This is a genomic window from uncultured Pseudoflavonifractor sp., from assembly GCF_944387275.1.
GTDB lineage: Bacteria > Bacillota > Clostridia > Oscillospirales > Oscillospiraceae > Pseudoflavonifractor > Pseudoflavonifractor intestinihominis.
The window spans coordinates 1-12,381 of record NZ_CALXEG010000062.1 but is presented as its reverse complement, the minus strand read 5'-3'; the positions used below and the strand labels follow the sequence as shown (position 1 = coordinate 12,381).

General features: G+C 61.2%; 10 protein-coding genes and 1 riboswitch. Of the genes, 4 read left to right on the top strand and 6 right to left on the bottom strand.

Going from position 1 to position 12,381, the window contains the following annotated elements; genetic code table 11:
- The 4 genes from Q0K23_RS12195 to csaB form a co-directional block, all read right to left on the bottom strand.
- On the bottom strand, positions 1 to 415 hold a 415-nt coding region (locus tag Q0K23_RS12195), incomplete at its 3' end, for a phosphoribosylaminoimidazolesuccinocarboxamide synthase (protein WP_294522696.1).
- A 54-nt stretch (positions 416 to 469) separates the two neighbouring features.
- Positions 470 to 964, bottom strand: coding sequence for a 5-(carboxyamino)imidazole ribonucleotide mutase (gene purE, locus Q0K23_RS12190; protein WP_294522694.1), 495 nt, complete (start codon positions 962 to 964; stop codon positions 470 to 472).
- A gap of 316 nt (positions 965 to 1,280) precedes the next feature.
- A complete protein-coding gene (locus Q0K23_RS12185; RefSeq protein WP_294522691.1) occupies positions 1,281 to 2,363 on the bottom strand; it encodes a glycosyltransferase in 1,083 nt (360 codons plus the stop codon).
- A gap of 58 nt (positions 2,364 to 2,421) precedes the next feature.
- The gene (csaB, locus tag Q0K23_RS12180; protein ID WP_294522688.1) at positions 2,422 to 4,653 is read right to left on the bottom strand and encodes a polysaccharide pyruvyl transferase CsaB; all 2,232 of its coding nucleotides are present in this window, start codon (positions 4,651 to 4,653) and stop codon (positions 2,422 to 2,424) included.
- A 220-nt stretch (positions 4,654 to 4,873) separates the two neighbouring features.
- Here csaB and Q0K23_RS12175 point away from each other — a divergent pair, with 220 nt between their 5' ends.
- The 3 genes from Q0K23_RS12175 (at position 4,874) to Q0K23_RS12165 (ending at position 7,821) form a co-directional block, all read left to right on the top strand.
- Positions 4,874 to 5,413, top strand: a complete 540-nt coding sequence (locus Q0K23_RS12175) for a DUF4330 domain-containing protein (RefSeq protein ID WP_294522685.1) — start codon at positions 4,874 to 4,876, stop codon at positions 5,411 to 5,413.
- Between the two features lie 80 nt (positions 5,414 to 5,493).
- Positions 5,494 to 6,060, top strand: a complete 567-nt coding sequence (locus Q0K23_RS12170; RefSeq protein WP_294522682.1) for a phosphatase PAP2 family protein — start codon at positions 5,494 to 5,496, stop codon at positions 6,058 to 6,060.
- A gap of 459 nt (positions 6,061 to 6,519) precedes the next feature.
- A complete protein-coding gene (locus Q0K23_RS12165) occupies positions 6,520 to 7,821 on the top strand; it encodes a cytosine permease (protein ID WP_294522680.1) in 1,302 nt (433 codons plus the stop codon).
- Between the two features lie 61 nt (positions 7,822 to 7,882).
- Here the strand turns inward: Q0K23_RS12165 and Q0K23_RS12160 are convergent, their stop codons facing one another.
- Together Q0K23_RS12160 and Q0K23_RS12155 are read right to left on the bottom strand one after the other, a co-directional pair.
- Positions 7,883 to 8,422 carry a nucleoside-triphosphatase gene (locus Q0K23_RS12160; RefSeq protein WP_294522677.1) on the bottom strand — a complete coding sequence of 180 codons (540 nt, stop codon included), beginning with the start codon at positions 8,420 to 8,422 and terminating at the stop codon, positions 7,883 to 7,885.
- Between the two features lie 39 nt (positions 8,423 to 8,461).
- Entirely contained in the window at positions 8,462 to 9,355 is an 894-nt protein-coding gene (locus Q0K23_RS12155; RefSeq protein ID WP_294522674.1) for a cation diffusion facilitator family transporter, read from the bottom strand.
- Positions 9,356 to 9,453: 98 nt separating this feature from the next.
- A riboswitch (NiCo riboswitch) is annotated at positions 9,454 to 9,553 on the bottom strand.
- A gap of 231 nt (positions 9,554 to 9,784) precedes the next feature.
- Between Q0K23_RS12155 and Q0K23_RS12150 the strand changes: the two genes are divergently transcribed.
- On the top strand, positions 9,785 to 11,887 hold the full coding sequence (locus tag Q0K23_RS12150) for an ATP-dependent helicase (RefSeq protein WP_294522671.1): 2,103 nt from the start codon (positions 9,785 to 9,787) through the stop codon (positions 11,885 to 11,887).
- Positions 11,888 to 12,381 lie beyond the last annotated feature (494 nt).

The following is a 12,381-nucleotide window of genomic DNA, read 5'->3' as shown; positions in this document are numbered from 1 at the left end:
AAATATAATCATTGATGAGGGGGTCCCCCAGGTCGTCGTTTTTGTAGGAGAACTCGATGGTGGGGGCGTCGAACACGATGCCCTCCTCCACGCCGTACCGCTTGGCAAAGGAGCCGGCGGAGATGTTGCGGATGATGACCTCCAGGGGCACGATGGAGACCTTCTTCACGGCGGTCTCGCGGTCGTTGAGCTCCTCCACATAGTGGGTGGGCACGCCCTTGGCCTCCAGGCGGCGCATCAGGTTGTTGGTCATGCGGTTGTTGATGGCGCCCTTGCCGGCGATGGTGCCCTTCTTCAGGCCGTTGAAGGCGGTGGCGTCGTCCTTGTAGGACACAATGACCACCTGGGGATCGTCAGTGGCGTAGACCTTCTTGGCCTTGCCTTCGTACAGCTGCTCGCGCTTCTCGTAACTCATGTAAAACCGCTCCTGTCTATCTGAATTGATTTATTTTAATGGGGAAGGGAAAACTCAAAAGGTCTCGCTCTGGAGCTTGCGGTCCTTCTCGGCCACCTCGTCGGCCATGGCGGACTTGAAGTCCTTCAGGGCGGCGGCCAGGGTGCTGTCAGAGAGGGCCAGCATCTGGGCGGCCAGGATAGCGGCATTGTCGGCGCCGTCCACGGCCACGCAGGCCACAGGGATACCCTTGGGCATCTGGACCATGGACAGCAGGCTGTCCAGACCGCCCATCATGGAGGTCTTGATGGGCACGCCGATGACGGGCAGCGTGGTGTAGGCGGCCAGGACGCCGGCCAGGTGGGCGGCCTTGCCCGCGGCGGCGATGATGACGCCGAAGCCGTTCTCCTCGGCGTGGGAAGCGAAGTTCTCGGCGGCGGCGGGGGTGCGGTGGGCGGAGATGACCCGCACCTCAAAGGGGATGCCGAAGCTCTTCAGGCGCTTCACACAGGGGCGCATGGTCTCCAGGTCGGAGTCGGAACCCATGATAACTGCAACTTTCTTGCTCATAACGACCTCCATGATACAAAAAATTTCAGCGCTGCGAAAAATAAATCAGGTCATCCTTCGTTATGGATGACCTGATATGGTTCAGCAGTCTGATCCGGGTGCATTGGGGCCGTTGAGAATGACGGCCAGGCAGGCAATGTGTCCTCCGTTGAACAACGCAAGCACCCCTCTTAGTACCAAGAATAAATACAATATATCGTATTGTGCGCTGCTTTACAAGGGTTCAGCCCCAATTTCGTAGGCTTAGACAAGAAAGGACAAATGGAGACAATAGACAATTGACCATTTTTGACAGAGGGGGACAAAAACCGCATCTTCAGCACAGCCCGATGGCGTCCAGGATGCGGCACACCTCGTCGGCCCGGACGCTCCAGGCAGCGGCGGCGCCGTAGTCACGGCGGCGGTTTCTGGTCCAGCCGCCCACCTCGGACAGGGCGCTGGCGCACAGCTGGACAAATTCCCGGGCGGTGTGGGCGCCGTAGATCACGTCGGGAAAGTGCTCGATCTGTCCGCTGCCGATCATGGAGACAATGGGGTTTCCGGTGGACAGGTACTCGTAGATCCGGCCTGGAATAATGTCGGTGGGCTGCTCCCGGGCGGAGAGCAGATTCAGGCACACGTCGAACCGGCACAGGTAGTCGGGCAGGTCCACCGGGGCCTTGGGGCCCAGCAGATGCACGTTGGGCAGGGCGGACAGCCTCCGCAGCTGGGCGCCGCTCTCGGCCTGCCCTACCAGCACAAAGGAGCACTGGGGCAGATCGGATGCGGCCCGCAGCAGGGGGGACAGGTCCAGGTCCCGGCGGATGGTGCCTGCCCAGCCCAGGATGGGCCTGGGGATACGGGCCAGATCGCCGGGGAGCTCTGCCTCCTGACGGGCGAACATGGGGAAGTTGACGCCGTTGGGCAGCAGGGCGATGTTGTCGTTGCAGGGGGACAGGTGGTCGATGAGCCCCCGGGAGGCGGCGAAGATGACGTCGGCGGACAGGGCCAGGTCGCTCTCCCACTCCAGGGGGAAGCCGGACCAGTACCGGTCGCAGTCGTACACCAGCCCGCGGAAGGGCAGACTGTCCAACAGGTGGACCTGATCCGGGCAGGTGGTCCACAGAATGGGGTCGCGGAACCGGTGGCGGTCCATTCTGGCGGTGATAAAGCGGGCGATCTTGTTGACGCCCCGGGAGAAGAGAAATCCGTGGCGCTCGTCCACCTGGAGGACAGGGGGCAGGGGGTATACCGTCAGGCCGGGCCGCACCTTGCGGCCGCTGTCCCGGGCGCCTCTGCCCCTGGGGGAGGGGGGCTCAAAGAACAGGACTTCCGCGTCCCGCAGGCGGGTCATCAGGTGCTGGGTCCGGGTGGGGACCGCCTGCCAGGGGGAGGGGGAGAGACAGACATATTGCTTCAACCGAGAGACCTCCCGAGGAGTAATAAATAAGGAGAGGAGGGGCGGGCGAGCAGGGAGATCACTTGCCCAGCAGCTCCGCCGCCGTCTCGCTGTTGCGGCGCTCCACCTTCCGCAGCCGGTCCACGCCGCCGGACAGGAACTCCGTGTCCCCGATCCGGGCGCAGGCGGCGTCGATCTGGGCGCACAGGCCCTCGTAGGTCAGGTCGGCCAGCTCGGTGTACAGGTCCTGGCCGATGTAGGAGAGGAAGGAGCTGATCTTGGGGTCGTATACCACGCCCACCAGGGGCACGCCCTGGCTGGCGGAGAACACCAGCGCGTGGAGGCGCATGGACACCACCGCCTGCATCCGGGCAAAGAGGCCGATGGTGTGGTCGCTGCTGCCGGTGGCGTGGAGGATGTGGTAGGGGGCCTTTTTGATGTACATGGCCGCCTTCTGGGCCGCGCCCACGTCCAGCCGCCGCTCGATGGGCAGGAACACGGGCGTCATGCCGTATTTTTCCCACACGTAGTCGGCCGCCTGGCCGAAGATGGCCGCCTTTGCATCAAAGCCGGGCCAGGGGCGGAGCGTAAAGCCAAAATACTTGCCGGAAGGGTCCAGCCCCTCGCTCTCCAGCACGCCGTCGATGACCTCGCTTCCGGCGGCGGGGAGGATGACCGTGGGGTCGGCCGACAGGACGACCTTGGGCTGGGTGACTCCCATGGACTCCAGCTCGGTTTTGGAGTGGGTGTCCCGCAGGGTGATGGCGTCCACCCGGCGCTGGAGCACTTTGGCGGCCCGCTTCCGGTTGGAGGGGGAGTGGATGGGGCCGATGCCGCAGCCGTACATCATCACCTTGTTGCCCAGAATCTTTCCGGCGGAGATGGTGAAGAGGTAGAACCACAGGGAGCGGTGGCTGGTCACGTCCTGCATCAGGGAGCCGCCGCCGTTGATGTAGAGTCTGGTCTTGGTCATCCGCCAGAGGAACTTGGGGAACGCGAAGGTGTAGATGGAGTTGACCCGGTAGGTGAGGCGGGTCTCCGAGGGCTTGCGGGACAGGACCCACACGGGCAGGTCGGGGTCGATCTGCCGCAGCTCGGTGACAATGGCCTCCAGGATGGCGTCGTCGCCCGCGTTGCCCCGGCCATAGGCGCCGCACACCAGCGCGCCGTCCCGCCTGCCGTGGTTCCGCTCCTTCCGGCGGAGGATGACGGAGTAGATCTCCAGCTGCCGCTGGAGGGTGCTCTCCAGGGAGTATTCGCTCTTGCCCTTCTGATAGAGCCGCTGGCCCATGTGGGTGCGCAGGGTGGCGTCGGAGGCCAGGGTGGTCAGGTGCTTGGCCAGGGTCTCGTAGTCCCCGGCCTCAAAGAGCAGGCCGTTGACGCCGTGGTCGATGAGGTAGGGCACGCCGCCCACCCGGCTGGCAACCGTGGGCAGTCCGGCCCGGGCACCCTCGGTGAGGGAGTAGGGGAAGGTCTCGGACAGGGAGGTGAGGGTGTTGATGTCCAGCGCGCCGTAGAAGCTGTCCACGTCGGACACCCACCCGGCAAAGCACACGTCCTCCGCCACCCCCAGGTCGGCGGCCAGGGCCTTGAGCTCGCCCATCTGCTCGCCGTCACCGGCGATGAGCAGCCGCAGCTTGGGGCAGGACTGCCTGGCCCGGGCAAAGCCACGGATCAGGGTGGGGATGTCCTTGACCGGGTTGAGCCGGGCGGCGATGCCGACGATGACGCAGTCCTCCGGCCAGTGGGCCCCCACGCTCTCCAGGTACTGGCTGCGGGTCATGGAGGGGGTGCGGGGGGTGAAGTCGATGCCGTTGTAGATGGTGAAGAGCTTGTCCGGGTCAAAGCCGCGGGAGATAAGCAGGTCTGTCATGGCGTCGGACACGCCGATGCGGTAGTCCAGCAGCCGCAGGGCGATGGTGTTGATGGTACCGTAGGTGATGCGGGAGATGGGCCGGCCCAGGTAGTCCAGGCGCCAGTCGGAGTGGACGGTGGTGACCACGGGCAGGCCGGTGGATCTGCGCAGCAGCGCGCCCATCATGTTGCCCCGGGCGCCGTGGCAGTGGATGATCTCGTAGCCGCCGTCCAGAATCATTTTCTTTAAGGTATGGAAGGTGCGGAAGATGTTCCTGCCGGGCAGCACCACGGTGGGGATGCCCAGCTCCCTGGCCTCCTGGGAGAAGGGGCCCTCCATGAAGCAGACCATGGTGACCTCCACGCCGGGGGTACGGGACAAATTCTGAAGAAGCATGTGGACGTGGGTTTTGGCGCCGCCGCTGTCGCCGCCGGAAATCAGGTGAATGACCTTCATATGTCTGGAGCCTCCAAAAAAGACTTGTTATCATAGGCAGGGATATGGTACAATAGCCGCGAAGCGTGACCGAATCTCTGTGTGCAGGCCCGGATTACGGGCCGGTACATGGGGGATCTGCACTGCGGATATGGTACAAGATCCGCAGTGTCTCTTGTATTGTACCATAATTATGTCAATTTACAAGTTCCATTGACAGCGCACACGGAGGTTTCTCAGAATGAACGAAAAAAAAGGAAAAATCGTGGATGAAAAGGGCCGGCTGTTCGGCAAGATCAACGTCATCGACCTGATCGTGCTGGTCCTGATCGTGGCTGTGGCCGCCGTGGTGGCCCTGAAGTTCATGGGCAAGGACACGCCGCTCCCCGGCGAGAGCAGCACCACTCAGATCGAATATACCGTCAAGGTGCCCCTGGTCCAGGAGTCGGTCTACGAGGCGGTCAAGGCCCAGGTGGAGGCCGGCGGCGAGGGCGCCCAGCTGATGGCGGACGGCTCCATGCTGGACGCGTACGTGCTGGAGGTCTCCTCTGAGCCCTACCTCATCCCGGTGGAGAAGGAGGACGGCACCGTGGTGGCCAGCGCACAGCCCGGCTATGTCAGCGTCAACTTCACCATCCGGGCCACCATCACCAACCCCATCACCCAGGCGGTTGGCACCCAGGAGGTCCGCATCGGCAAGACCCACATCGTCAAGACCAAGACCTTTGAGCTGGTCAACGGCGTCATCCAGACCTGCGAGCCTGTGGAGCCTGCGGCCTGACCCGAAGACAAGACAGGGCGGGGGAGACCCCGCCCTTTTTGCATCCCGACAGGGAGACTGATATCTAAGGAGGAAAACCGTTGCTGGATACGCTGCTCAGCCTGGACGGGGCCGTGCTGCTCTGGATTCAGGAATTCGTACGCTGTGGGATACTCGACCCGCTGATAGCCTTTTACACCCAGCTGGGCAATGCGGGTATTTTGTGGATCGTGCTGTCCGTGGTCATGCTCTTCTTCCGCAAGACCCGGCGGGCAGGGGTGCTGTCCCTGCTGGCCATGCTGCTGGGGCTGCTGTTCACCAATGTGGCCATCAAACACCTGGTGGCCAGGCCGCGCCCCTGGCTGACCGTGGAGGGGCTCAGCTTCCTGGTGGTGGAGAACGACCCCAACTCCTTCCCGTCGGGCCACACCTGCGCGGCCTTTGCCGCCGCCGGTAGCTGGTTCAGAACCCTGCCCAGGAAGTGGATGAGGTGGACCGCAGTGGCGCTGGCGGCCCTCATGGGCATCTCCCGGCTGTACGTCGGCGTCCATTTCCCCTCCGATGTGGCCGCGGGGTGCCTGGTGGGCCTGCTGTGCGCCTGGATGGCCTGGCGCCTATACCAGGCCGCCGAAAATCGCTGGGGGCCCATCCGCTGGCTGGATACATAAGCCGTATATAAAAAATACCGTCAGGAGAATGCCCTGACGGTATTTTTTATTTGGATTTTATCACGGGAGCGGCGCATCGGGGGCAGACGCGGCGGAGCAGCTGACGCCTTGAAGCTGATTTGCCAATGAAAAAGTAAAAATATTTATATCTATTTACCGTGATAAAGTTTTCGAATTTGTTAAAACTTTAAAGTGTATCCAACAAATTTTCTTATCTATATTTTTTTTATATATAAAAAAATATATTTATATCAAATTTATATTATACTTTCTGCTTTTGTTATGATACTATGTTTTCGTTCTTTTGTATAGTTGTTTATTTAATTAATGTGAAGTTATTGGGCAAAGTGCTCATACATGGAGTTTCCTTGCTGCGGGACGTCCCGCTTTTTTCGCGCTCAATGCGGCAGCAGAGCCGCTGCTCAGGGTGACCTGAAGTCAAAAAAAGGAGATGTTGTTATGAGCGAACAGCCGAAAACCAAAGCACCAGCACCGGAAAACAGCAGCGAAATGGAATACGTCTACGACGCAGTGCCGCAGAGTGCACGTAAAAGCGTCGGCAGTATTCTGGTCATCCTGACCGGCTATACTATTTCACTGTCCAACTTTGTCACCGGCGCCACCGTAGGCTTTAAGATGCCGTTTAAAGAGGCGGTACTGGCCTGCGCCGTGGGCAATCTGATGCTGATTCTGGTCGCCACCCTGCTGGGCGTCATTGCCTACAAGACGGGTCTGTCCACGTCGGTGCTGGCCAGAAAGTCCTTGGGCGCCCGCAGTTCTTCCATCCTCTCCCTGCTGCTGGCGGTGTCCGCCGTCAACTGGATTGCCGTCAACGCCGATACGTTTTCCAACCTGATTGACTCCACCTTCAGCTGGTGGCCCATTCCTGTCGGCATTACCTCCATCATTGTGGTAGCCCTGTGGGCCCAGTCCGCTATCCGCGGCGTGAAGGGGTTGGAGATCGTCAGCTGGCTGGGCGTTCCCTGCGCCATTATTCTGACCATTGCCTGCGCCATTGCCATTGGAAAGACCGCCGGCTATGAGGCCGTGTTCCACTTTGTCCCCGAGGAGGGCAATGCAATCTCCTTTGCCGCCGGCTCCACCTCCTTTGTAGGCGCCTGGATCTTCGGCTGCATCGTCTCTCCCGATGTGTGCCGCTATGCCAAGAAGGGTTCTCACGTGGCAATCGGTGCACCCGTCTCCGTGGCTGTCGGCCTCTTCGGCCTTGAGGTCATCGGCATCATGACCGCTCAGGCTACCAACAAGAGCGACTTCGTCACCGCCACCGCTGCCCTGGGCCTGGGCGTGCTGGTGTTCATCTGCGCCATCTTCTGCGTCTGGACGACTCAGGACAACAACATCTACAGCGCCAGTCTGGCTCTGCAGAACGTCATGAAGGACACCCGCATGGAGGGCAGAGTGAAGCACGCCGTGCTGGCCGTGATTGTGGCGACCGCCGCCGCCATCTTCGCCGCTGTGGGCGCCACCAAGTTCCTTCTGCCCGTGGTGCAGACGCTGTCCGTCCTGCTGCCCCCCATCCCCGGCCTTATCATTGCCGAGGCCTTCTGCGTCAAGCGCAGCAAGGAGAATAAGAAGATCAACTGGGTTGCCATCATCACCTGGATTATCGGAACGGCAGTAGGCGAGGTGGCACTGATATACAATTTCCTGGTGCCTGCCATTGTCAGCATGGTCGTGACCTTTGTGCTCTACATTATTATGAGCAAGGCGCTGGACAACGTTCTGAACAAGGACGTGTAATCCGGGACAGAGACAGAACGCCCCGGACGCTCCGCCATGGAGCGTCCGGGGCATTTAATTTTTATAGAGGCCGGCCGCCTGGCGCCAGCTGTGCGGTGAGAAATGCAGACAACGTCTCCAACAGGGCGGGGTCGCAGGCGGGAGGCGGATAGAAGCATCTGGCCCTGGGATGACTGCGCACAGCGGCGAGAAAGGGGGTGTCCAAGTCCCGCACCCAGGCCAGAATGGGGGTATCACCGCTCAGCGCGTTCAGAACTGCCCGACAAAAGCGGGGAGAGCGGCTCTCCATCGGCCCCAGCTCATCCAGCAGGAGCAGGCCGCCGGGACCTGCGCGTTCAATGAACCGGGCGCCGCGTTCAAAGGCCTCCGGAATGGGGAGGGACTGTCTGTCCCTGCACCAGCCCAGCAGGATGGGACCGCCCTGTCCGGCAGAACGGCCGACAGGGCAGAGACGGATGGGGGAGCGTCCGGACGGGTCCGGCGGCTCCTTTGGGGTCCGGTAACCCCACAGGGGGAGGGAGGGGTCCAGTCCATCCAGAAGCCGATCCATCCAGACGGCCCGGCCCCTCCCGCTGGGGCCCACAAGAAGGGTGTGAAGCATGGCGATCTCCTGACAGTTGGAATTTCTTCCTGGAAAGGCTCAGCCCGCCGGATGGACCTCCAGGGGATTGACATGGACCATACAGTGCTTGACCTTGGGGAACTGCTGCTCGATGGCGTCATGTACCATGGTGGCCACCTCATGGGCCTGGGACAGGGGAGTGCTGCCGTCGGCGGCGATGTCGATCTCCACATAGATGCGGTCGCCGAACAGGCGGGTCTGGAGCCGGTCTACGCCCAGCACGCCCTCCTGGGACAGGGCCACGCTGCGCATCTGCTCCTCCACATCGTTGGAACAGGCGGTGTCCAGCATCTTGGAGATGGCATCCCGGAAGATGTCATAGGCGGCCTTGAGGATGAACAGGCAGATGACCACGCTGGCGATGGGATCCAGCACCGGCAGGCCCAGCCGGGCGCCCAGGATGCCGATGAAGCTGCCCACAGAGGACAGGGCGTCGGACCGGTGGTGCCAGGCGTCGGCCATCAGGGCGGAGGAGTCAATCTTCTTGGCGGCAGCCCGGGTGTACCAGTACATGGCCTCCTTGACCACGATGGAGATGACGGCGGCCACCAGGGCCAGCTGGCCGGGGACCACCAGCGCGGCGCTGTCCCCGATGATGTTCTGGATACCGGCCCAGCCGATGCCCAGGCCGGTCACAGCCAGCAGCACCGACAGGATCAGGGCGGCCACGCATTCAAAGCGCTCGTGTCCGAAGGGGTGTTCCTTGTCCGACTCCTTGCCGGAGAGCTTTACGCCCACGATGACCACAAAGGTGCTCAGCACGTCGGAGGCGGAGTGGATGGCGTCGGATATCATGGCTCCCGAGTGAGCCACGATGCCGGCCAGCAGCTTGAACGCAGTCAACAGGAAGTTGCCCAGGATTGTTACGAAAGAGAACCGCATAGCCAGGCTCTCATTTGCTTTCTTGTCCATAAAAGACCCTCCAAATGAAAAAATGGCGCTTTGGCACTCGCCCGCAACCATCAGCCATGTATGCTCAGAGTATAAAAAAATACACCCATGGAACATACAACTGTCCCACAGATGCATAAAAGACCATCTGCTGCCGCGGAGTGCGGCCCGGCTCCGTGGATTCCCGCCGGAATCCGTGGCCTGCTCAGTTTGTACTGTAGTTGCCCCCGGCAGGGGGTAGAGTGCAGTGCAAAGTGAATGGTAGCATTGTAGCATATGCCGCGGCCTGTGTCAAGGTTCCGCTTGGGGTTGAAGAGGGGGTGGATCATGGACTCTTTCCATTGACTGGTTTTTCGCCTCCGGCTATAATAGTACGTATTGCAAGCGTGAGAAACCAGGCGCGCGGCCCCGCTTACGGGGAAGGGAGTGCGCTGGATATTGGAGTAAGCAATGGACTTTTCCCAATTCAAAGCACAGTTTTCCATCCGTCTGGACCCGCAGCAGGAGGCGGCGGTGCAGGCGGTAGAGGGGCCGGTGCTGCTGCTGGCGGTGCCGGGCAGCGGCAAGACCACCGTCCTGGTGACCCGGCTGGGCTACATGTGCCAGGTGCGGGGCATCCGGCCGGAGAGCATCCTCACCATGACCTACACCGTGGCGGCGGCCAGGGACATGGAGCGGCGTTTTGCCTCCTTTTTTGGCGAGGAGGCGGCAAAGCTGCTGAGCTTCCGCACCATCAACGGCGTGTGCAGCCGGATCATCCGCTACTATGAGCGGGTCACAGGCCGCTCCGCCTTCCGGCTGCTGGAGGACAGCGGGCGGAAGAGCGCCTTTCTGGGGGAGCTCTACCGGAGCCAGACCAATGAATATGCCACCGAGAGCACCATAAAAGGCCTTGAGACCGCCATCACCTATGTCAAGAACCAGATGCTCAAGGGTGAGGAGCTGTCTCAAGTCGAAGTGGAGGGCCTGGATTTCCCCGCCTTTTATCAGACCTACTGTAAGATCCTGCGGGACAAGCAGCTGATGGACTACGACGACCAGATGGTCTACGCCCTCCAGATCCTGCGGCAGTATCCCCAGATCCTGGGTGCGGTACGGGACCGGTACCGGTATTTCTGCGTGGACGAGGCCCAGGATACCTCCAAGATTCAGCACACCATCATCCACCTGCTGGCAGGGCAGAGCGGGAACCTCTTTATGGTGGGGGATGAGGACCAGAGTATCTACGGCTTCCGGGCGGCCTATCCCCAGGCTCTCACCGAGTTTGACCGGGTGTACCCCAACGCCAAGGTGCTGTACATGGAGCAGAACTACCGCTCCACGGAGCAGATCGTGGCGGCGGCGGACCGGTTCATCCAGAGGAACAAAAACCGCCACCCCAAGCACATGCGGGCCACCCGGGGGAGCGGCCCGGAGCTCCGGGAGATCTCGGTCTATGACCGGCAGAGGCAGTACCGATATCTCTGCAGGATGGCGGAGGACTGCAACACTGAGACCGCCGTACTCTACCGGGACAACGACAGCGCCCTGCCGCTGATGGACCTTCTGGAGCGGGCGGGCATCCCGTACCGCTGCCGGCAGGTGGAGAGCCTCTTTTTCACCAACCGGGTGGTGCGGGATATCGCGGACATCATCCGGTTTGCCCAGGAGCCGGGCAACGCCGATTATTTTCTGAACATCTACTACAAGCTGGGGGCTGGCATCAGCCGGGCTCTGGCCCGGGAGGCCGTGGCCCGGTCCGGCGGGGCAGGGGAGACCATCCTGGAGTATATCGCCTCATCCGCGGCGGCGTCCCCCTGGACCAGAAAGCAGTGCAAGGCTCTTCAGACCCATATGAACAATCTTCTGGAGGAGCCGGCGGACAAGGCGGTCTACCGCATCGTGCACTTCATGGGCTACGGGGCCTACCTGGAGACCCGGGGCGGAGATCTGAACAAGGCAGAGATCCTGGTGGCTCTGGGGGCGGAGGAGCCCACGCCGGGACGGCTCCTGGAACGGCTGGAGGAGCTGCGGGAGGTGGTGCAGGCGGGCGCCGGCACGCCGGACTGCCCCTTTGTGCTCTCCACCATCCACTCCAGCAAGGGCCTGGAGTACGACCGGGTGATTCTGATGGACGTGGCGGACGGCATGCTGCCCAAGGTGGTGCCGGACCGCGGCGCAACGGCCCAGGAGCTGGACGCCTATGAGGAGGAGCGGCGGCTGTTCTATGTGGGCATGACCCGGGCCAAACGGGAGCTGAACATCGTCACCTTCCGGAAGGTGGGGATGGAGTCCGTGTTTTCCCGGGAGATTTTCCCGCCGAAGCCGAAGGAAACGCCCCAAAAGCCGGCGGTCAAAAAGCTGCCGGCGGCAACGCAGTTGAGCCGGGAACAGATCACTCAGCTCTCAGACGGCTATGTCCCGGGTACCAGGCTGGATCACAGGACCTTTGGTCCCGGCATGCTGGTGAGCCGCAGCGGGGATATCGCCATTATAGCCTTTGACAGCGGGGAGGTGAAAAAGCTGGCGCTCTCCACTGCCCTCCGGGCCAGGCAACTCCGGCTGGAAGGGTAGGGCGTAAAAAGAACATAAGAGAGGCGGCCGGCGGAGAGTTCTGCCGGCCGCTTACAGCGAAAGCCTTCTCGAAAATTCGCCTGGAGTTTAAAATATGGTCGATTGGAAAACGCTGAACAAAGATAGATGCACACATTCATATTCTCCCGGATGCTGTCCGCAAAGCCAACCCGGATTCTGATGATGTGTGATCCTATGTCAATCTGCACCGATACCAGAAGATGATGGATGCGCTGGGAGTCGAAAAGACGGTCATCATGCCGTTCAACGCCCCGTGGCTCATGTCCATGGCGTTTACGATCGATGCAGTACATAAGAACCTTTGTGATATGAAACAGCGGTATTCGGGTAAGTTCTACGCTTTTGCGGATATCAATACCAGAAATACCCCTGATGAATCGGTTTGTCTATAACCTGCCGGTAGTGTCAAGAATTTTTCGCACTTTGGTTTACAGACTCTGGCGTGAATGAAATCAGCCAGCAATGGAGGTGTC